Annotated in this window: 18 protein-coding genes; 7 read left to right on the top strand and 11 right to left on the bottom strand. The window is 64.0% G+C overall.

What is annotated here, in order from left to right; translation table 11 throughout:
• The first annotated feature begins 539 nt into the window (after positions 1–539).
• On the top strand, positions 540–875 hold the full coding sequence (locus NKI32_RS05335; RefSeq protein ID WP_245260320.1) for a hypothetical protein: 336 nt from the start codon (positions 540–542) through the stop codon (positions 873–875).
• Positions 876–924: 49 nt separating this feature from the next.
• Here the strand turns inward: NKI32_RS05335 and NKI32_RS05330 are convergent, their stop codons facing one another.
• Genes NKI32_RS05330 through msuE form a run of 5 tightly spaced genes read right to left on the bottom strand, consistent with a single transcriptional unit; the run spans position 925 to position 5,617 of the window.
• Entirely contained in the window at positions 925–1,689 is a 765-nt protein-coding gene (locus tag NKI32_RS05330; protein ID WP_023671311.1) for an ABC transporter ATP-binding protein, read from the bottom strand.
• 24 nt (positions 1,690–1,713) lie between these two features.
• Positions 1,714–2,712 carry an ABC transporter substrate-binding protein gene (locus NKI32_RS05325; RefSeq protein ID WP_023695917.1) on the bottom strand — a complete coding sequence of 333 codons (999 nt, stop codon included), beginning with the start codon at positions 2,710–2,712 and terminating at the stop codon, positions 1,714–1,716.
• Positions 2,713–2,754: 42 nt separating this feature from the next.
• Entirely contained in the window at positions 2,755–3,603 is an 849-nt protein-coding gene (locus tag NKI32_RS05320; protein ID WP_023683543.1) for an ABC transporter permease, read from the bottom strand.
• A 24-nt stretch (positions 3,604–3,627) separates the two neighbouring features.
• A complete protein-coding gene (locus NKI32_RS05315; RefSeq protein ID WP_023683544.1) occupies positions 3,628–5,004 on the bottom strand; it encodes an LLM class flavin-dependent oxidoreductase in 1,377 nt (458 codons plus the stop codon).
• A gap of 55 nt (positions 5,005–5,059) precedes the next feature.
• A complete protein-coding gene (gene msuE, locus NKI32_RS05310) occupies positions 5,060–5,617 on the bottom strand; it encodes an FMN reductase (RefSeq protein ID WP_353002150.1) in 558 nt (185 codons plus the stop codon).
• A 60-nt stretch (positions 5,618–5,677) separates the two neighbouring features.
• On the opposite strand from msuE, the gene NKI32_RS05305 reads away from it, so the two are divergent.
• Positions 5,678–5,875, top strand: coding sequence for a hypothetical protein (locus NKI32_RS05305; RefSeq protein ID WP_155923261.1), 198 nt, complete (start codon positions 5,678–5,680; stop codon positions 5,873–5,875).
• 82 nt (positions 5,876–5,957) lie between these two features.
• Complete coding sequence (locus NKI32_RS05300; RefSeq protein ID WP_353002148.1) at positions 5,958–6,977, top strand: LLM class flavin-dependent oxidoreductase; 1,020 nt, start codon at positions 5,958–5,960, stop codon at positions 6,975–6,977.
• An 81-nt stretch (positions 6,978–7,058) separates the two neighbouring features.
• Here the strand turns inward: NKI32_RS05300 and NKI32_RS05295 are convergent, their stop codons facing one another.
• The 5 genes from NKI32_RS05295 to NKI32_RS05275 form a co-directional block, all read right to left on the bottom strand.
• Entirely contained in the window at positions 7,059–7,904 is an 846-nt protein-coding gene (locus NKI32_RS05295; RefSeq protein ID WP_353002147.1) for a fumarylacetoacetate hydrolase family protein, read from the bottom strand.
• Positions 7,905–8,050: 146 nt separating this feature from the next.
• Complete coding sequence (locus NKI32_RS05290) at positions 8,051–8,782, bottom strand: SDR family oxidoreductase (protein ID WP_023739679.1); 732 nt, start codon at positions 8,780–8,782, stop codon at positions 8,051–8,053.
• A 291-nt stretch (positions 8,783–9,073) separates the two neighbouring features.
• Positions 9,074–11,446, bottom strand: a complete 2,373-nt coding sequence (locus NKI32_RS05285) for an aldehyde dehydrogenase family protein (protein WP_353002146.1) — start codon at positions 11,444–11,446, stop codon at positions 9,074–9,076.
• Positions 11,447–11,671: 225 nt separating this feature from the next.
• Positions 11,672–12,721, bottom strand: coding sequence for a deoxyribose-phosphate aldolase (gene deoC, locus NKI32_RS05280; RefSeq protein ID WP_353002145.1), 1,050 nt, complete (start codon positions 12,719–12,721; stop codon positions 11,672–11,674).
• Positions 12,722–12,939: 218 nt separating this feature from the next.
• Entirely contained in the window at positions 12,940–13,767 is an 828-nt protein-coding gene (locus tag NKI32_RS05275) for a ferredoxin--NADP reductase (protein ID WP_023683551.1), read from the bottom strand.
• A gap of 221 nt (positions 13,768–13,988) precedes the next feature.
• On the opposite strand from NKI32_RS05275, the gene NKI32_RS05270 reads away from it, so the two are divergent.
• Entirely contained in the window at positions 13,989–16,073 is a 2,085-nt protein-coding gene (locus tag NKI32_RS05270) for a hydantoinase/oxoprolinase family protein (RefSeq protein WP_353002144.1), read from the top strand.
• Between the two features lies 1 nt (position 16,074).
• On the top strand, positions 16,075–17,757 hold the full coding sequence (locus NKI32_RS05265) for a hydantoinase B/oxoprolinase family protein (protein ID WP_023815980.1): 1,683 nt from the start codon (positions 16,075–16,077) through the stop codon (positions 17,755–17,757).
• 22 nt (positions 17,758–17,779) lie between these two features.
• On the opposite strand, the gene NKI32_RS05260 is transcribed toward NKI32_RS05265, so the two are convergent.
• A complete protein-coding gene (locus tag NKI32_RS05260; protein ID WP_023703684.1) occupies positions 17,780–18,670 on the bottom strand; it encodes an SGNH/GDSL hydrolase family protein in 891 nt (296 codons plus the stop codon).
• Positions 18,671–18,924: 254 nt separating this feature from the next.
• Between NKI32_RS05260 and NKI32_RS05255 the strand changes: the two genes are divergently transcribed.
• On the top strand, positions 18,925–19,695 hold the full coding sequence (locus NKI32_RS05255; protein WP_023683553.1) for an ABC transporter substrate-binding protein: 771 nt from the start codon (positions 18,925–18,927) through the stop codon (positions 19,693–19,695).
• Positions 19,696–19,765: 70 nt separating this feature from the next.
• On the top strand, positions 19,766–20,881 hold the full coding sequence (locus NKI32_RS05250; RefSeq protein WP_353002143.1) for an aminomethyl transferase family protein: 1,116 nt from the start codon (positions 19,766–19,768) through the stop codon (positions 20,879–20,881).
• Position 20,882 lies beyond the last annotated feature (1 nt).

Here is a 20,882-nt window from a genome sequence, read left to right as displayed (position 1 = left end):
TGGCCGTCGAAACCAACGAAAACTGGATGGAGGCCAACCGCTATATCAACATGGATGATCTGCGCGAGCACAAGAAGCTCGCTCTGCGCCAAGCCGCATGACCAGCATCATGATCGCCCATTTTGCAGAACTTGACGCACACAACCTGATTTTGACTGATTTGGCGCCTTCGGACATACTGTGGCACCGCTTGGAGGGTCGGGGCACCGCCAGGGCACCATAAAATAGACAACCCGGCGACACTCACGGAAGCACCGTAGCTGATTTGCGTTGAAACTAATAACTTCCCGGACACTGGCTGCAACGCACGGAAACAGAACGAAAGAAAGGCCCTATGAATGGCATTCAAGAGGTCGTCGGTTCGATCCCGATTGGCTCCACCAAACAGTCTCTTTCCGACGCTCGGTTTCGCGGCATTCATGCTTGTCGCCTGCCAGTCGGCGCCTGAACCATCATCGCCGCCGCCAGCGCCCGCACCTCAGCCCATGGCTCCTGCCGCGATCTCTGCTCCGGATGGTGCGGCGGTCCTCGATCCATCCGTGCGGGTCATGCCCCCGGGCGAAGGCGTCCCAGCCAAATATGTCGCGTTTTCCGGCATATGGGGCGGACAGTTGGACGGGATGTATGACGGCAAGCTCGCCGTGCTGACGATTACGCGCGGCGGCAATGTCACCGCCACCTATGCCTGGGGCGATGTCGGCGACAACAAACCGGGCGTGGCCGACGGCGAAGGCAAGATTTTCGGCAACACGTTGAAACTGCGGCGCCTTCCCAATGGCGCGGACGTCAGCGCGGTGATTCAAGCGGACGGAACGCTGGCCGTCACCTATGGGCTTGCCGACCGCACCTATACGGGCACGTTCACCAAGCAGTAATCGCGAGAGCTAATCTTCCGGGGGAGCCACGGCGGGCTCCTTCCCTTGATCAATGCAGGCCGAATTCGCGCAGCAGTTCTTCGCGATAGCGCACGAAGCGGCTCTCGCTGCGCTCGCGCGGGCGTGGCAGGTCGATGTCGATCAACCGCGCCGCGCCGCCTTTCTCCTTGGGCAGGATCAGCACCCGGTCAGCCAGATAGATCGCCTCCTCCAGATCGTGGGTGACCATCACCATGGTGACGTTCTCCTCGCTCCAGATGCGCGCCAGTTCCTCCTGCATGCCGATCTTGGTCATGGCGTCCAGCGCCCCCAGCGGCTCGTCGAGCAGGAGGATCTCGGGCTGCACGGTGAGCGCCCGGGCGATGCCGACGCGCTGCGCCATGCCGCCGGAAAGCTGGCTCGGAAAAGCATCGGCGAATTCGGCAAGGCCGACCAGCGCGACGTAGAAGCGGGCGCGTTCCTCGGCCTGCCTCTTGGGAACACCGCGCACTTCGAGGCCGAACGCGACATTGCCGAGCACGCTCAGCCACGGCAGCAGCCGCGGCTCCTGGAAGATCACGGCACGCTCGGCGCCGACGCCATGCACCGGCTGGCCGTCGATCGCGACACCGCCGCTGTCGGCCGCCTCCAGCCCGGCCAGAATACGCAGCAGCGTGGTCTTGCCGGAGCCGCTGGCGCCGACAATGACCAGGCATTCCCCCGAACGAATGTCGAGGTTGAGCGTCCGCAGCACGGCAAGCTGGCGCCCGCCGAGGCTGAAGGATTTGGACAGGTCGCGGATCGAGACCTCTCCGCCACGGTTGGAACCGGCCATCTTATCTCTCAGCTGTTTCAAAGCTCAGTTGATCTTGGTTTCGCCGGGCCGGTACAGGATGTCGGCGGCTTTCAGCTTGCCCTGGGCCAGACGGCCGTCGCGCTCCAGCACGGCGACCCAGAAGTCGATGTCGCGGTCGGTCGCCTGTGCACCTTCGCGCAGACCAAAGCCGGTCCAGTAGCGGGCGAGATCGCCGTTTTCACCGCGCTTGTCGAGGATAGTGGCCAGCACCTTGCGGGCTTCGTCCGGGTTCTGGCGCGACCAGTCCGAGGCGCGCGCCGACTGTTCGACGAAGTTGCGCGCCGCATCCGGGTTGGCGGCAATGAAGTCGCGCCTGAGTACGACGAAGCCGCCGGCGAGTTCGCCGAGCACCTGCGTGTCGTCGAACACGCCGCGCACGCCGCCATTGGCGACCAGCGCGCCGGCAAAGGTCGCCTGCCAGTAGCCGAGGCCGGCAATGTCGACCTGGCGCGAGCGCAGCGTCTGCTCAAGCTGCGGGCCGGGCACGACAATGAGGTTGGCGGCGGTCGGCGGCAGGCCGACGCTGTGCAGGGCCTCACGCACCGTATAGTCGAGATGAGCGCCGAGCGTGTTGACCGAGATGGTCTTGCCGGCAATGTCGGCGATCGATTTGATCGGGCTGTCTTCCAGCACGTAGAAGACGCTCTTCACATCCTTGTTGATGCCGTTGCTCGGATACGCCGCGACGAAGTCGTTGCCGCCCGAGATTGAGTTGATCACCGCCGCGGTGGCGGCCGAGCCGATGTCGACGCTGCCGGAAGACAGCGCAAACAGCGATTCCGGTCCACCCGAGGAATAGCCGACATTCTCCAGCTCGACGCCGAGCCCTTTGAAGTAGCCAAGCTCGTCGGCCAGCTCGTGCGGAGAGATGCTGCCACGGCTGGCGAGGTAGCGGAACTTGACGGCTGCGGCTTGCGCAAAGGCCATGCGCGGCAGGCCGGCGGCGATGAGGCCGGCGGCAAGCGGCGCGCCGGCAAGCAGCGAACGGCGGGTGATTTTCATGATCGGGTCCTTCCTGGAGGTAAACGGTGAGGGGCGGACTGCTCAGTTGACAGGATTGCTCCAGCGACAGAGCCGCCGCTGCAGGGTGACCAATGCCTGGTTGGCGATCAGGCCAAGCCCGGCGAGGATGACGATTGCCGCAAACATCAGCGGGATCTGGAAATTGTACTGCGCGTTCATCACCTGGAAGCCGATGCCCTTGTTGGCACCGATCATCTCGGACGCGATCAGCAGCAGCAGCGCCGTGGTGGCGCTCAGCCGCAAGCCGACGAAGATCGACGGCACGGCGCCCGGCAGTACGACGCGGCGAAACACGGTGAGCCGGCTCGCACCATAGACGCGCGCCATTTCAAGCAGCTTGGGATCGACTTCCTTGACGCCGCTGGTGGTGTTGAGCAGCAGCGGAAACAGCGTCGCCCAGAAGATGACGAAGATCTTCGAGGTCTCGCCAAGTCCCAAGAGCAGGATGAACACCGGATAGAGCGCCAGCGCCGACGTCTGCCGGAACACCTGCAGGATCGGATCGAGCGCGGTTTCGACCGGGCGCACCTGGCCCATGAACAGGCCGAGCGGAATGGCAACGGCGACAGCCGCCGCAAAGGCGATGCCGGCGCGCTGCAGGCTGATGGCGATGTCGCCGAGCAGGCTGCCGCCGGCAAGCCCCTTCCAGAGCGCTTCGACGATCATGTCGATCGGCGGCAGCACCGCCGCGTTGACCCATCCGACGCTGCTCGCCACCTGCCAGAGCGCCAGGAAGCCGGCAAGCACGCCGTAGCGCTTCAGGAAGCGAACAGCAGCCCGACCGCCGAGGCGCAGAAAGTCGGTGCCGAGCCCGGTTTCGCCACCACTGCGGCGAACCGTGATTTGCCGATCGATGTGCTGCAACGTCATTGCTTCACCCCTTCGATGCCAAGGTCATTCGGCGGCAAGGACGGTCGAGCGGGCGACGGTCCATGGATTTTCCGGGCGCCTGAGGCCGAGATTCTCGCGCAGCGTGCGGCCTTCGTAAGCCGTGCGGAACAGGCCGCGCCGCTGCAGCTCGGGAATGACCAGGTCGACGAAATCGTCGAGCGCGCCGGGCAGCCAGGGCGGCAGGATGTTGAAGCCGTCGGCCGCCTCGCTGGTGAACCATTCCTCCAGCTGATCGGCGACCTGCGTGACGCTGCCGACGATGGTGTAGTGGCCGCGCGCCGTCGCTACCCATTGGTAAAGCTGGCGGATGCTGAAATTGTGCTCGTCGGCAATCTGCCGGATCAGCGCCTGGCGGCTCTTCATGCCTTCGGTTTCCTTGCTCGGCGGCAACGGGCCGTCGAGCGGATAGCCCCTGATGTCGAGCGTCTGGCCGGCAAGACCGTTGAGGAGCGCAACACCGTCCTCGGGCAGGATAAGGTCGTTGAGCTGTTGGTATTTGGCGCGGGCCTCGTCCTCGGTGCGGCCGACGAAGGGCGCGACGCCCGGCATGATCAGCACCTGGTCGGGATCGCGGCCGACTTCAGCCACGCGCGCCTTGATGTCTCGGTAGAATTCCTGCGCCGTCTCGAGCTTCTGATGGGCGGTGAAGATGACCTCGGCCGAGTGCGCGGCAAGCCCGCGTCCGTCTTCCGACTGCCCGGCTTGTACGACAACCGGATGCCCCTGCACCGGGCGCGGCACGTTGAGCGGACCCTTGACGCTGAAATGCTCGCCCTTGTGGTCGATGTCGTGCAATCTGTCCTTGTCGTAGAAACGGCCCGACTGCTTGTCGCGGATGAAGGCGTCATCCTCCCAGCTGTCCCACAGCGCCTTGACCGTCTCGACATGCTCATGCGCCCTGGCATAGCGCTCGGCATGGCTGGGCTGGACGTCGCGGTTGAAATTGCGTGCCGTTTCGTCGCCGGCCGAGGTCACCACGTTCCAGCCGGCGCGGCCGTTCGACAACAGGTCGAGCGAAGCGAATTTGCGCGCCAGCGTGTAAGGCTCCTCATAAGTGGTGGACGCCGTTGCGATGAAGCCGAGATGCGTCGTCAGCGGCGCCAGCGCCGCAAACAGCGTCACCGGCTCGAAACCGGCGATCTTGGCATTGCCGCCCTCGCGGGCGCCGAGGCCGACCGTCAGATTGTCGGCCAGGAAATAGGCGTCGAACAGGCCGCGCTCGGCGGTCAGCGCCAGCTGCTTGTGGAACTCGAAATTGGTGGCGCCGTCGGCCGGCGCATCGGGATGACGCCAGGCGGCGATATGCTGCCCGCCGCCGGGCAGGAAGGCGCCGAGCTTGATCTGCCGCGGCCTGCTATCGGACTTGCTGGCTCGAGTCATTGCAGGCGTCCTTCTGGTCTATGCGGGATGGACTATTGCGTCGCGGATCGTGGTTTCAGGCGGCAAGGACGAGGCTGTAGGGCACGCCGGCCACCCGGCATGCCTCGGCGACCGCCTGCCGGGCTCGCGCCTTGACTGCCTCTGACACCAGCACGCCATCTGCAAAGTCCTTGTCCGAGGCGTAGATCGCGGTCGGCAGGGTCTGCGCCTCGAAGAAGCCGAACAGCGGCCGCAACTGGTGTTCGACGACAAGCGAATGACGCTCGCCGCCGCCTGTCGCCGCCAGGATGATCGGCTTGCCGCGCAGCGACGACGGGTCGAGCAGGTCGAAGAAGTGCTTGAACAGCCCGGTGTAGCTGCCCTTGAAGGTCGGCGAGCCGACCACCAGCACGTCGGCGCCGAGCAACTGCTCGACAATGCCGCGTGCCGCCGGATCGAGATCGCCAAGCTGTCTTGCAGGCGCAAAGGACGGGCCGAGATCCTCGATGTCGAAAACGCTCAAAGCCGAGCCGGCCCGGCTCGCCACCTCACCGGCGATGTGGCTGACGAATGCCTTCGTCTTGGACGGACGGGTCAGGTTGCCGGACAACCCCACCACCAGCTTTTTTGACATCCGAGGCTCCTTCTTGCAGACGCACTATTCGCATTAAGCCTACCGATTTTGTAGAATTAAATGAGCGAGAAGATTTCAAAACCGGGCTCTGAAGCGAATGGAGTTTGCGGTACATCGCCTTTGGTTGGTTCATTTGGCCCCAAAAGCGCCGCGGCAGATGCTGACGCGGTCGCGCAAGGCATCGCCGGGGACCATGGCCTTGGTCCTTTGCGCACCGATGGGTATCGTTGCGAAACCGTCAAGGGCCGGCGGCATTGACACTGCGTTGTGTGAGTGTCGATTGAACCCGATCGCGTGGGCGACGAAGTAGGCAACTGGAATCAAAGAACAGGATGCGCGCATGAAAAAGATCGGCTTTCTTTCCTTCGGCCATTGGTCGCCCTCGTCGCAATCGCAGACGCGCTCGGCGTCCGACGCGCTGCTGCAGTCGATCGACCTGGCCGTCGCCGCCGAGGAGCTGGGCGCGGACGGCGCCTATTTCCGCGTCCATCATTTTGCCCGCCAGCTCGCTTCGCCGTTTCCGCTTCTGGCCGCGGTCGGCGCCCGCACCAGCCGCATCGAGATCGGCACCGCCGTCATCGACATGCGCTATGAGAATCCGCTGTATATGGCCGAGGATGCCGGTGCTGCCGACCTGATCGCCGGTGGCCGGCTGCAGCTTGGCATCAGCCGCGGTTCGCCGGAGCAGGTGATCGACGGCTGGCGCTACTTCGGCTACGTGCCGCAGGACGGCAAAAGCGATGCCGACATGGCACGCAACCATGCCGAGGTGTTCCTGGACGTGCTGCGCGGCGAAGGTTTCGCGCAACCCAATCCGCGGCCGATGTTCCCCAATCTTCCGGGGATGCTGCGGCTCGAGCCGTTCTCGGCCGGCCTGCGCGACCGGATCTGGTGGGGCGCCGCTACCAACGCGACCGCCGAATGGGCGGGCAAGCTCGGCATGAACCTGCAAAGTTCGACGCTGAAGTTCGATGAGAGCGGCCAGCCGCTCCACATCCAGCAGGCCGAACAGATTCGCGCCTATCGTGCGGCGTGGAAGGAAGCCGGCCACACACGCGAGCCGCGCGTGTCGGTCAGCCGCAGCATCTTTGCGCTGGTGAACGACCGCGACCGCGCCTATTTCGGCGGCGGCAGCAGCGAAGATCATTTCGGCTATATCGAGCCTGAGAAGCTTGCCGTCTTCGGCCGCTCCTATGCCGCGGAGCCCGATGTGCTGATCGATCAGCTGAAAGAGGACGAAGCGATCGCCGAGGCCGACACGCTGCTTCTGACCGTCCCCAACCAGCTCGGCGTCGAGTACAACGCCCACGTCATCGAGGCGATCCTGAAGCACGTCGCGCCGGCTCTGGGCTGGCGCTGACAAGAGGCGGCAGCCGCCCGGCAAACAAAGAGATAGACCGTTTCGCCGGCAAACGGTGAAACGCTCTAAGGGAAGAGGCGGCTAGGCATCCGCCTTGAAGGTCTGCTTCTGCTGGCCTAGCCCCTCGATGCCCAGTTCCACCACATCGCCGGGCTTCAGGAACACGGGCGGCTTGATGCCGAGACCGACGCCGGGCGGGGTGCCGGTGGAGATGATGTCGCCAGGATGCAGCGACATGAACTGGCTGAGATAGGAAACGAGATAGGCGACGCCGTAGACCATGGTCCTGGTCGAGCCGTTCTGCATCGTCTTGCCGTTGACCGTCAGCCACATTTTGAGGTTCTGCGGATCGGCAACCTCGTCCTTGGTGACAAGCCACGGGCCGGTCGGACCAAACGTGTCGCAGCTCTTGCCCTTGGTCCACTGGCCCTGGCGCTCGGCCTGGAACGCGCGCTCAGACACGTCATGGGCAACGGCATAGCCGGCGACATAATCCAGCGCCTCGGCTTCGGTGACGTATTTGGCTTTTCTGCCGATGACCACGGCGAGTTCAACCTCCCAGTCGGTCTTTTCCGAGCCGCGCGGGATCAGCACATCATCGTCGGGACCGACGATGGCCGAGCTCGCCTTCATGAAGATGATCGGCTCCGGCGGCACGGTGGCGCCGGTTTCGGCGGCATGGTCGGAATAATTCAGGCCGATGCAGATGAACTTGCCCGTGCCGGCGACGCAGGCGCCAAGCCTCGGGCTTCCGGGTACGGCCGGCAGCGACTTCGGGTCGAGCTTCGATAGCGCATCGAGCGACGCCGGATCGAGCGCCTTGCCGGCAATGTCGGCGACATGACCTGAAAGATCGCGGATCGTGCCATCCGCATCGAGCAGGCCGGGGCGTTCGCTCCCTATCTCGCCATAGCGCAGCAGTTTCATCTTGCTCTCCAAATTGCGGCCCAAGGCCGTTTTCAAAACTCGTTCCGCCAAGCGATGACTGGGTGGACTCTGGCTATCGGACCCGACCTAGGGCAAGCCGGACTTTAGAACTGTTCGAGCCTGGACCTGCGGATCGAGGCTATTGCTCAGATCGACCAGCCGCCGTCGATATTATAGGCCTGGCCTGAGGTGTACGTGGCGCCGGCGAGGTAAACCGCAAGGTCGGCGATTTCCTCGGGGGTGCCGAGACGGCCCATCGGCTGGCGGGCGATGAAGGCCGCCCGGGCGGCGTCATAGTCGCCCTGCGCATGCATGCGGTCCTGCAGCGACGGGCTTTCGACTGTGCCGGGGCAGATGGCGTTGCAGCGAATGCCCTTGGCGACATAGTCGGCGGCGACCGCCTTGGTCAGGCCGATCACGGCCGCCTTGGTGACGCCGTAGGCGAACCGGTTGGGCACACCCTTGCCGGCGCCGGCGACGGACGACATGTTGATGATCGAGCCATCGCCGCGCTCCAGCATGCCGGGCAGTACGGCCCGAATGGTGCGGATCATGGCGCGGACATTGAGGTTGAAGGCGAAATCGAGATCGGCGTCCTTCATCTCGAGGATAGACCCGGAATGGACGAAGCCGGCGCAGTTGAACAGCACGTCGACGCAGCCGATTTCGGCGAAGCCGGATGCCACCGCATCGTCGTTGAGAACGTCGAGCTTGCGGGTCTTGATGCCGGAGGTCTTGGCGAGTTCGGCCAGCAGCGCCTCGTTGATGTCGGTGGCGTGCACGATGGCACCTGCCTTGGCGAAGGCCAATGCGCTCGCTCTGCCGATGCCTTGTGCCGCCGCGGTGACGACAACGACCTTGCCTGCTAGATCCGCCATGCGTTTCTCCTCGCCCTCTTTGGCCACTGCTCGGCCCGATTTACTGCCGGCTGACTGGGGCGTCCCGTGCCAGACAGGCGCGACTATGCGGCCTGCACAATCCATCAGTCCTTAAATAACAAATGTTTTTTCTGGTTAAAGAACACATGTCCAAGCGTCAAGCCCGAACGCGATCACCTTCGCGACGGCCGATGTAATACACATCGCTTGCTCTGATGCAACAACATGTATGACAACCGGACAACGAGTCACGCTGCCATTGTTTACTCAAGCACAGCGCGCTCAGGGGCATTAGTCGCCGTATGGCACCCAGACGTTCTTCACTTCGACGGCGCGGCGCAGCAGGGCATCGCCGGCGGCCTCGTCGGAGGCCCAGTCGAGGCTGCGGCCGTTGCCGGTCCAGACGCGCTTGAGATTGCCGACGGAATCGGCCTCCGCCCTGGCGCAGGTGTCGGCATCGGCGAACAACCACAACCCGTCGACGTCGTCATGCTTGGCCAGCACGCCGGCAAGCTCCGCCGTGCGGCCGGTGACGATGTTGATGGCGCCGGCCGGAACGTCGGAATATTCGATCACCTGGTAGAGATCGGTGGCAAGCAGCGGGTATTTTTCCGACGGCACGGCCACCACGGTATTGCCCATGGCAAGCGCAGGTGCGGTCAGGGAGATGAAGCCGAGCAGCGGCGCGCTGTCCGGGGCGACGATGCCGACGACGCCGACCGGCTCGTGCAGCGCCAGCGTGACGGCGCGGGCCGGTGGCTGATGCACCCTGCCCTCGAACTTGTCGGCAAGGCCGGCATAGAGGAAGAGCCGCTCGATGGACTGTTCTACTTCCTCCCGCGCGGCCTTGGCGTTGGCGCCGGTCAGTTCGGTGAGGCGGGCGGCGAACTCGCCGGTGCGGCCGGACAGGTTTTCGGCAAGATAATAGAGCACCTGGGAACGATTGTAGGCGGTCGCCTCCGGCCACGCCTTGCAGGCGCGGGCGGCGGCAACGGCGTCGCGGATGTCCTTGCGGCTGCCGAGACCGACTTCGCCGGCGAGCTTGCCCCTGGCAGTGGCTATCGCCAGCGAATAATTGCCGTCGGGCCGCACCTGCTTGCCGCCGATGAACAGCTTTGCGGTACGATCGATGGCGCCGCCATCCGATTGCTCGACGGGCTGCGCCGAAGACGCCGTCGGCTTGATCACCGGGCCGAGCGGCAGCTTTGCCGAGAGATACTCGAACATGCCCTCGCGCCCGCCCTCGCGGCCAAAGCCGCTTTCGCGATAGCCGCCGAAGCCGCAGGCGGCGTCGAACATGTTGGTGCCGTTGACCCAGACGACGCCGGCCTTCAGCTGCGGCGCGACATGCAGCGCGAGGTTGATGTTTTCGCTCCACACCGAGGCGGCCAGCCCATAGCGCGTGTTGTTGGCGAGTTCGATCGCTTCCTCGGTGTTGCGGAAGGTCATGGTGGCCAGAACCGGGCCGAACACCTCTTCCTGCGCCAATATATTTGCCGGCGAAACACCGGTGGCGAGCGTCGGCAGATGGTAGTAGCCGGAAGACGGCAGCACCGCGTCGGGCTGCCAGCAGACGGCGCCCTGTCTGGCGCCTTCTGCGACCAGGCCCTTGACGCGGTCGAGCTGTGTGGCGTCGACCAGCGGGCCGATATCGGTGTTCTTGTCGAGCGGGCTGCCGACGCGAAGCCGGCTCATCCTGACCTTGACCTTCGCGATCAAGGCATCGGCAATGCCTTCCTGCACCAGAAGCCGTGACCCGGCGCAGCAGACCTGGCCCTGGTTGAACCAGATGCCGTCGACCAGTCCTTCGACGGCGCTGTCGAGATCGGCGTCCTCGAAGACGATGAATGCCGACTTGCCGCCGAGCTCCAGAGACAGTTTCTTGCCCGATCCGGCCGTGGCTTTCCTGATGATCTTGCCGACCTCCGAAGAGCCGGTGAAGGCGATCTTCTGGACGCCGGGATGGTTGACGATGGCGACGCCCGCTTCAGGTCCACCCTGGACGATGTTGACGACTCCCTTCGGCACGCCGGCGCGCTCGCAGATCTCGGCGAACAGGATGGCCGTGAGCGGGGTGAATTCGGCCGGCTTCAGCACCACCGTGCAGCCGGCGGCGAGGGCCGGCGCAATCTTCCAGGCCAGCATCAGCAGCGGGAAATTCCATGGGATGATCTGGCCGACGACGCCGACACCCTTGTGGCCTGGGAAATCCTTGTCCAGCGCCTGTGCCCAGCCGGCATGATGGATGAAATGGCGGATGGCCAGCGGCACGTCGATGTCGCGGCTTTCGCGGATCGGCTTGCCGTTGTCGATTGACTCAAGCACTGCGAACAGGCGCTGATGACGCTGCATCGCGCGGCCAATGGCGTAAAGCACTTTTGCGCGCTGGTAGCCCGAGGATGCCGACCATTTCGGTAAGGCCCTGGTGGCTGCGGCGACGGCTGCGTCGATATCGGCGGCGCCGGCATCGGAGATCTTGGCCAGCAGCTTGCCGGATGAGGGTTCGCTGGTCTCGAAGGTCTTGCCGCCGCCTGCTGCCTTCCAGCCGCCGTCGATGAACAGCGCCTTGCCGAAATCGCGTCCGGCAAGCCAGGCATCGGCCTCGGTGCGGGCTTCCGGCGCCGGGCCGTATTCCATGGCGTGATAGCGTTCGAGAATGTTCATGACGCGCTCCAGATAATCGTCTTGGCAGGCGCTCTGTGGCGCCCCCCTCTGTCCTGCCGGACATCTCCCCCACAAGGAGGGAGATTAGCCTTCGCGCCTGTCGGCTCTGAAACGTCGACAATTGGCGAAATCGCCGACGTTAGCCAATCTCTCCCCAATCGGGGGAGATGTCCGGCAGGACAGAGGGAGGCGCGAAGGAACTCGACGTTCAAGACCTTCTCCGCCTCACGCCATCGCGTGGCGGTGATTGGCCGAATAATGCCCGGTCAGATGGTGCTCGAGCTGGCGCTCGATGTCGGTGAGCAGGCTCGAGGCGCCGAAGCGGAACAGGTCTGGCTCCAGCCATGGCCGGCCGAGCTCCTCCTTCATCAGCACCAGCCAGTCGAGCGAAGCCTTGGCTGTAGAGATGCCGCCGGCCGGCTTGAAGCCGATGAGAAAGCCGGTCTCCTCGAAATAGGCTCGGATGGCGCGCACCATGGCGAGGCCGACGGGCAGCGTGGCGTTGACGCTTTCCTTGCCGGTCGAGGTCTTGATGAAATCGGCGCCCGCCATCATCGCCACCATCGAGGCCAGCATGACATTTCGCAGCGTGGCGAGGTCGCCGGTGCCGAGGATAACCTTGAGATGCGCATCACCGCAGGCTTCGCGCATCGAGACGATCTCGTTGTAGAGCTCCTGCCATTTGGCGCCGAAGACGAGGCCGCGCGGGATGACGACGTCGATCTCGTCGGCGCCGTCGCGCACCGAAGCCTCGATCTCCTGCAGGCGGGTCGACAGCGGCGCAAGGCCGTGCGGGAAAGCGGTGGAAACGGCGGCGACATGGATGCCGGTGCCGCGCACGGCATCAACAGCCGTCGCGACGAAGGGATGATAGACGCAGACCGCTGCCGGCCGGATTTTTTCGCCCTCGATGCCAAGCCCCTCGACGATGTCGCGGCGGAACGGGTTGATCGCCTTGGCGCACAGGCGGCGGACGCGCTCTTCGGTGTCGTTGGAATTCAGCGTCGTCAAATCCATGCAGGAGACGGCGCGCAGCAGCCAGGCGGCCTGGTTGTCGGCCTTGATCGAACGACGCTTGGTCAGGCTGGCGACGCGGCGCTCCAGCGCCGAGCGATTGACCGAGCGCACCGATTCCATGAAGCCGAGATCGAGCCGCATGCCGGTGTTGCGGGCGATGCCATGCGATTGCGGAACGGGCGTGTTGGCTGCGGCACGCGCCGGCAGCGGCGTGACCTTGGACCCGCCGAGATTGGCTTCGCGGATTGTGCTGCTCATCTCCTGCCCTTTCGCTCGACGATTTTACGTCGTGGTGCGTGTCGTTGCTCCCGGACCGCATGGCGGCTTTAGGCGACGCACACCGAAGATAGCTCGTGAAGCATCGCTTCACGAGTCCTTCAAGCGGTCATAGCAGAAAAAGGCGGCGAAAGCAGCTGAATTTTGACCGCATGGTCAAAATTCCAATCGAGAAGCTGGCGCCGAGGCGCCTGCTGATGTCAGCCGACGAAAGCGCGCTCGACGACGAAGGTCGACGGATGGCTGAGCGAGCCCTCATGGAAGCCGAGGCTTTCGGCCATTTCCTTGACGTCCTTCAGCATATGCATCGAGCCGCAGATCATGATGCGGTCCGTCTCCGGATTGAGCTTCTCGATGCCGAGGTCGGCGTAGAACTTGCCCGAGCCGATCAGCGCCGTGATGCGGCCCATGCGCGCCGATTCTTCGCGGGTCGTCGAATTGTAGAGGGTGACGCGGCCGCCGGTCAGTTCGCCGATCAGGGGATCGTTCTCGAGCGCGGCCACCAGTTCCTGGCCATAGGTCAGTTCGGCATTGTCGCGGCAGGTGTGGGTCAGGATGACCTGATCGAATTTTTCGTAGGTATCGGGGTCGCGCAGAAGGCTGGCGAAGGGCGCGATGCCGGTGCCGGTCGAGATCATGAACAGGCGCTTTGCCGGGGTCAGCGCGTCGACAACCAGCGTGCCGGTCGACTTCTGGCGCATGATGACGGTGTCGCCGACCTGGATCTTCTGCAGTTCGGAGGTCAGCGGACCATCCGGCACCTTGATCGAGAAGAATTCCAGCTCCTCGTCCCAGGCCGGGCTGGCGACCGAATAGGCGCGGTACACCGGCTTTTCGGCATTGGGCAGCCCGATCATGACGAACTCGCCGGAGCGGAAGCGCAGCGACTGCGGACGGGTGATGCGGAACGAGAACAGGCGGTCGGTGTAATGCTTCACCGAGACGACGGTTTCGGCATAGACATTGGCCGGAATCGGAAACTGCAGCGGACGGGCGCCGGCTGTGTTGAGTGCGGATGTGGTGTTCATCAATCCAACTCTGTCTTGCCCAAGCCACTACGCGGGCGCCAAACCGTTTCCTGCGCGCCCAGACCCTTCAGGTCCCGGCGTGCCGTTCACACACTCCAAAGCAGTAAGCTCTTGTGTCCCAAATTTATTAGTATACAAACGATATTTGTGTCAAGATACCACGCTAAAACAGCATTCCAAACTGCGGCATATTCATAGTCCTGGCATTTCGGGTTTCGACAATGAAAGAGAATTTTTCGGTGAAGCAGCCGGATTCCGCAGGCGACGTCGTTGCCGGCATCGATGTCGGCGGAACCTTCACCGACCTCATTTTGATCGACGGCAAAGATGGCGGAAAGGTGCATATCGCCAAGACGCCGACGACGGTCGACAATCAGGCGTTCGGCGTGGTTTCAGCGCTGGGCGCCACAGGCTTTGCCATAGACGGCATCGACCTCATCGTGCATGGCACGACCACCACCACCAATGCGGTGCTGGAACGCAGGCTGGCGAAAACCGGCATGATCACCACGCGCGGTTTTCGCGACGTGATCGAGCTTGGCCGCCGCACACGGCCGCAGCCCTACGGCATGACCGGAAGCTTCGTTCCGATCATCCCGCGCGATCTCCGGCTCGAAGTGTCGGAGCGCGTCGAGGCGTCGGGCGCGGTGCGCACGCCGCTCGACGAGGCCGAGATGCGCGACGCCGTGAAGACGCTGATCGGGGCCGGCTGCGAGTCCCTCGTCATCCATTTCCTGCATTCCTACGCCAACCCTGGACATGAGCGGCGCGCGGCCGAAATCGCCGCCGAGCTTTGGCCGAACGGCTACATCACGACTGGCCATGCGCTGCTGTCGGAAGCCCGCGAATTCGAGCGCGGCGTGACCGCCGCGGTCAACGCCTCGGTGCAGCCGATCCTCGAGCGTTATGTCGAGCGGCTGCGCAAGGAATTGGCCGCCAAGGGCTATGCCCGCGACTTCCTGATCATGAACGGCAATGGCGGCATGATCTCGGCCCGCTTCGTCACGCGCGAGTCGGCCAAGACCGTGATGTCAGGCCCGGCTTCGGGTGTCATCGCGGCCGCCTATACGGGCAAGCGCGCCGGCTTTGAAAACCTCGTCACCTACGACATGGGCGGCACCTCGACCGATGTGGCGCTGATCCGCAACGCCGAGCCGGCGGTCTCCAACGAGATCGAGATCGAATATGCGATGCCGATCCATGTGCCGATGGTGGCGGTGCATACGGTCGGCGCCGGCGGCGGCTCGATCGCGCGCGTCGATGCGGCCGGCCTGATCCAGATCGGCCCGGAAAGTGCCGGCGCCAATCCCGGTCCGATCTGCTACGGCCGCGGCGGCTTGGAGCCGACCATCACCGATGCCAATCTGGTGCTGGGACGGCTGGCGCCGAAAAAACTGCTGGCGGTCGAAAATCCGGTCACCGTCGAGCGCGTCACCGGCATTTTCGAGAACAGAATAGGCAAGGCCACCGGCCTCTCCGGCGTCGAGGCGGCGGGTGCAATCCTGCGGCTCGGCAACATGAAAATGGCCGGCGCCATCCGCATGGTCTCGGTGTCGCGCGGCCATGATCCGCGCGATTTCGCGCTGTTCGCCTTCGGTGGCGCCGGGCCGCTGCATGCCTCCGCCCTGGCGCGCGAACTCGGCCTGCCCCGTGTGCTGGTGCCGGCGCGTCCGGGCATCACCAATGCGCTCGGCTGCGTCGTGGCCGATCTGCGCCATGACTTCGTCAACACCATCAACCAGCCGGTCGCCGTGCTCGATGAAGCCAGGCTTCGCGAGGTGCTGGAACGTCACCGCGGGGAAGGCGAGGAACTGATCGGCAAGGAAGCGGTGAAGCCGGAAACGATCCGCGTCACGCACTCTGCCGACATGCAGTTCGTCGGCCAAACCCACATCATCAACGTGGCGCTGCCGTCTTCATCGGTGACAAGGCAAGAGTTGCAGGCGCTGTTCGAAAAAGCCTATTTCGCCCGCTTCAAGGTCGAGTTGCCGGAGATCCGCGCCAATCTGGTCAACCTCAACACGTCGGTGACGGGCGTGCGGCCGGCAATCGACCTGTCACGGCTGATCGACCCGGCCGGACGTACAAAGACGCTTGACGAGGCACGGCGCGAGATCAGGCCGGTCTGGTATGCCGGACGCTGGCACGATACGCCGATCTATGCGCGTGAAAAGCTGCCGCTCGATGCCGTCATCGAAGGGCCGGCGATCCTCGAACAGATGGATGCGACCACCGTGCTCGAACCCGGCGACCGCGCAAGATCGGACGCCGACGGCAACATCATCATCGATATCGGCGAGGCCTGAGATGCAAAAGCTCGACGCCATCACGCTTTCGGTCCTGCAGGCTGCCCTCCAGCAGGTCTGCGACGAGATGGATCTCACTTTCTCCCGCGCGGCCTTCTCGCCTGTCATCGCCGAAGCCAATGACCGCTCCGACGGCATCTACTCGGCCGTCGACGGCTCGCTGATCGCACAAGGCAGCCAGGGCCTGCCGGTGTTCGTCGGCGTCATGCAGTATTCGACCAGGACAGTGATCGAGATGATCGCCGCCGGCCGCTGCCTGCCACCTGAGCCGGGCGACATCTATATCGTCAACGATCCCTATCTCGGCGGCACGCATCTGATGGATGTGCGCTTCGCCATGCCGGTCTATCGCGACGGCAAGATATTTTGCTGGCTATCGAATACCGGCCACTGGCCCGATATCGGTGGCTCGGTGCCGGGCGGCTTCTCCGCTTCCGCCACAGCCGTCGAGCAGGAAGGCCTGCGGCTGCCGCCGGTCAAGCTGTTCAAGAAGGGCGTGCTGGACACGGAAATCTACGCCATCATCTGCTCCAACATCCGGGTCGCCGACCAGCGCATCGGCGATATAAGGGCGCAGGCCGCGGCACTGCTGATCGGTCAGGACCGGCTCAATGGAATCCTCGATCGTTACGGCAACGAAACTGTTGTCGAGGCGATCGCCGAACTGCGTCGCCGCGCCGCCGAGCAGATGCGCGCCAACATCTCCGCCATTCCCGATGGCACATACAGTTCGAAGGCCTTTGTCGACTCGGACGGCGTGGTCAACGAGCCGCTGACCATCGCGCTCGCCGTCGACAAGCAGGGCGACACGCTGACCTTCGACTTTACCGGCTCGTCAAAACCATGCGCGGGGCCCATGAACAGCGTGCTGGCGACGACCTTGTCGTCGGTCTATCTAGCCATGCGCCATATTTTCCCTGATGTGCCGATCAGCGCCGGCGCTTTCGAGCCGCTGATCGTCAAGCGGCCGGAAGGCACGTTCCTCGACGCCAAATACCCGCGTCCCGTCTCCGGCTGTGCGGCTGAAGTCTCGCAGCGCATCGCCGAGGCGGTGTTCGCGGCGATGGTGCAGGCGCTGCCGGAAAAGGTGACGGCCGCGCCCGCCGGCTCCAGCGGCAATTTCGCGCTCGGCGGCAACGATCCGGCCCGCGGCCGCGACTATGTGATGTATCAGATCTCCGGCGGCGGCTATGGCGGCAATTCCGGCCATGACGGCCTGACCAATGGCTGCTCGACCATCGGCATTTCGAAATCGCCGCCGGTCGAGATCATGGAGCAGGCCTTTCCGGTTCTCTACCGCCACTATGCCTTGCGCGAAGGCTCCGGCGGCGCCGGCAAGCAGCGCGGCGGTTTTGGCCTCGCCTATGAGGTCGAGATATTGCGAGGAGAGGCGCGCGCGTCCTTCGTCATGGACCATGGCCGTTTCGGCCCGCAAGGCGCGCTCGGCGGCAAGGACGGCGCGGTGAACACGGTGACCGTGTTCCGCGACGGCGAGGCACATGTGCCGCCGCATCTGTCCAAGGAACAGGACATCGCGCTCAAGGCCGGCGACCGCGTGAGGGTCGGCACGCCCGGGGGCGGCGGCTATGGTGATCCGCGTGAGCGCGACCCGAAACTGGTCGCCGAAGACATCAGGCTTGGTTACTACACCGTTGAACAAGCCAAAGAGCTGTTCGGAACCTGACAGCCGACAGGCCCGAGCCGCGTCAGGTCTGCAGCTTGGCCTTCAGCGCATCGGCGAATTTTTGCGCGATCTTCTTGAAGCCGGCGGGATCGGGATGCAGTTCGTTGGCCCAGTCGGCCACCTTCAACGTTCCCTGCGTGTCGACCAGATGGAAATTGTTGTTGGGATCGTCGGCCAGGCGCTTCACCACATCGCGGAACGCCGCCAGCGCGTCGTGAACGATGACCGTGCCCTTGCCGACCGTCCAGTTGCAGAAATCGAGCGACGGTTTCAGCCACGGGCCGACACAGGACGGATGCGCTCCGTTCGGGATCGGAAAATCATAGCAATGGCCAAAGATCGGCACGCCTGGCGCGACGCGGTCGCGCAGCGCGAACAAATCGAGATAGCAGGCCTCGACCATGCCGAGCGCCTTGGTGAAGCGGTTCTTGTTCAGCCCGGGGGCGTGGCCGTCATTGAAGTCAAGGAAGATGCAGAACTGGTCGCCGGCAATGTCGTTGCCACCGGCAGAGAACAGGATGGCATCGGGCTTGCCGTCCAGCCAGTTGGCCTTGTTGCGCAGGGCGGCGATCATGCGCTGCTGCTTGGGCAGCGACATCTCGTCGGTCGCCGCATCGCCATGATGGGCAAGGTTGAGGATGGTCGGCGGCATCGAGCCGATGCGGCGCAGCTGCGCGATCACGTCGGTGTCGACGAACGGAAAGCCGTTGCCGGTGAGCGGATAGTCGAACCAGGAATCGCCCTGCGCCAGCATCACCAGCGGCCGGTTGGCGACGGCCGCCTCGAGATTGCCGGCGCTTTCCCTTGCGGTTTCGAGCCGCTCGATGTTGGCCTGGTGAACCTTGATGCGCTTGGCGATGTCGTCGTCTATGCGCCGCTGCGCGGCTTCCTGCACGAATTCCTGCTGGTCCATCCCCAGGTCCCTCCCACGACCGTCTACTTCCAGCTGAACATGCGCCCATGTCCATGATCGGTCTGTAATTTAGATCACAGTAAGATTCCTGGGGAAGGACGGCTTGCCGCGCCGTGATCGCCGCAGAGCATGTCGTTTCCGTCTCCGTGGGGCCTGCAAAAGACCATAGACTTCTATCCTTGTTTTCGCGCAATTCCGGACGGGAAACCGCCAACACCTTCCCTGGAATTGCTTAGTCAACGGAGATCAGGAACATGCGTCTTTTCGGTCGTTTCGTGCTTGCCGCTTCCGCCGCCCTGCTGCTTGGGACCGGTGCTGCCTCCGCCGAGAAACTCAGGATCGGGACCGAGGGCGCCTATCCGCCTTTCAACTATGCCAACTCGGACGGCACGCTGGGCGGCTTCGACATCGACCTCGGCAAGGCGCTGTGTGCCGAGATGAAGGCCGAGTGCGAATTCTCCGTACAGGATTTCGATGGTTCCATTCCGGCGCTGCAGGCCGGCAAGTTCGACGCCATCATCAACATCACCATCACGCCGGAACGGGCCGAGAAGGTCGAGTTCACCCACAAATATTACCAGACGCCGCCGGCCATCGCCGTGCCGAAGGATTCGACCATCGCCGGCACATCGCCGGACGATCTGAAGGGCAAGGTGCTGGGCGTGCAGAGCGCAACCATCCACCAGAATTTCGCCGAGCAGAAATACTCCGGCTCGACCGTTAAGGCCTATCCGACCGGCGACGACGCCCGCACCGACATGGCCAATGGCCGGCTCGACGCGATGATGGACGGCTCGATCATCCTGACCGAATGGCTGAAGAAGCCCGACGGCGCCTGCTGCAAATTGCTCGGCACGTTGACGGCAGATCCGGCCATTCACGGCCCCGGCGTCGGCATCGCGCTGCAGAAGGGCAACAAGGAACTGGCCGACAAGTTCAATGCCGCCATCGACGCCCTGCGTGCCAACGGCAAGTACAAGGAAATCAACGACAAGTACTTCGCCTTCGACGTCTACGGGGGTTAATCCCTCAGCCAACCCGACCTCGGCAGCGCCACCCGGCGCTGCCGTTTTCATGAGATGACGGAGAAGTTTCTTGGTTGAGCGGCGCTCCCCTTTCTACACCAGCATCGTTGGCCTCGGCGCCACGATGGGCCGGGTCGGCGGCGACTTCGTCTCGGCCAAAACTTATTCCGGCATCGCCGACGAGCATCTGAACACGCGCAAGAATGTCGGCGTGCAGGATCTCAGCACCATGGGCAAGATGGACATCAAGGGGCCGGAAGCCGAGGCGCTGGTCAACCACATCATCGTCAACGATGCCGCCGCGATGAAGCCCGGCCAGGTGCGCTATTCCACCGTCTGCCGCGACGATGGCGGCATCATGGACGACCTCACCGTGTTCCGGCTGGCGCCTGAGCATTTCATGCTGGTGACCGGCTCGGTCAACCGGCTGAAGATGCTGCCCTGGCTGCAGCATCATGCTGAAGCGCGAAAGGCCTATGTCACCGACATCACCGCGGCCGTCGCCTTCCCGACCATACAGGGGCCGCGCTCACGCGAGCTGCTGAAAGCTATAGTGTCGGATGCCGATCTCGAAGAGTTGAAACGCTGGGCGTTCACTTCAGGGCGCGTCGGCGAGACCAAAGTCCTGATCTCACGCACCGGGGTGACCGGCGAGCTCGGCTTCGAACTGTTCGTGCCGGCGGACGAGGCCACTTCCGTCTGGGACGCGCTGATGCGGACCGGTAGCGATTTCGGCCTGAAGCCATACGGCGTGCTGGCCATGTTCACGCTCGGGCTGGAAAAGGCCTATCCGGCGCATGGCATCGACATGGACGAGAGCCGTACGCCCTTCCATGTCGGGCTCGATCGCTGGATCAAGTTCGACAAGGGCGAGTTCATCGGCCGCGAGGCATTGCTCACAATTCGCGGCAAGGGGCTCGACGAACGCTGGACCGGGCTGATTCTCGACGGTGACAAGCCGGCCGCGACGGATGCCAGGGTTTTCGCCGACGGCGAGGATGCCGGTGTCGTCACCTATAGCGATCACGGCTATTCGCTGGGCAAGGTGCTGGCGACCGCGCATCTGCGGCTGCCGTTCACCGCCATCGGCACCGAACTCAGCATCGACATTGACGGCAAGCCGACCCGCGCGGTGGTGGCGCCGATGCCATTCTTCGATCCTGAAGGCGCTCGGCTGCGGGCCTAAA

The organism is Mesorhizobium sp. M0761, assembly GCF_040320205.1.
Classification (GTDB): domain Bacteria; phylum Pseudomonadota; class Alphaproteobacteria; order Rhizobiales; family Rhizobiaceae; genus Mesorhizobium.
Note: the sequence above shows the minus strand (reverse complement) of the source record. Positions and strands in the feature narration are given on the sequence as shown.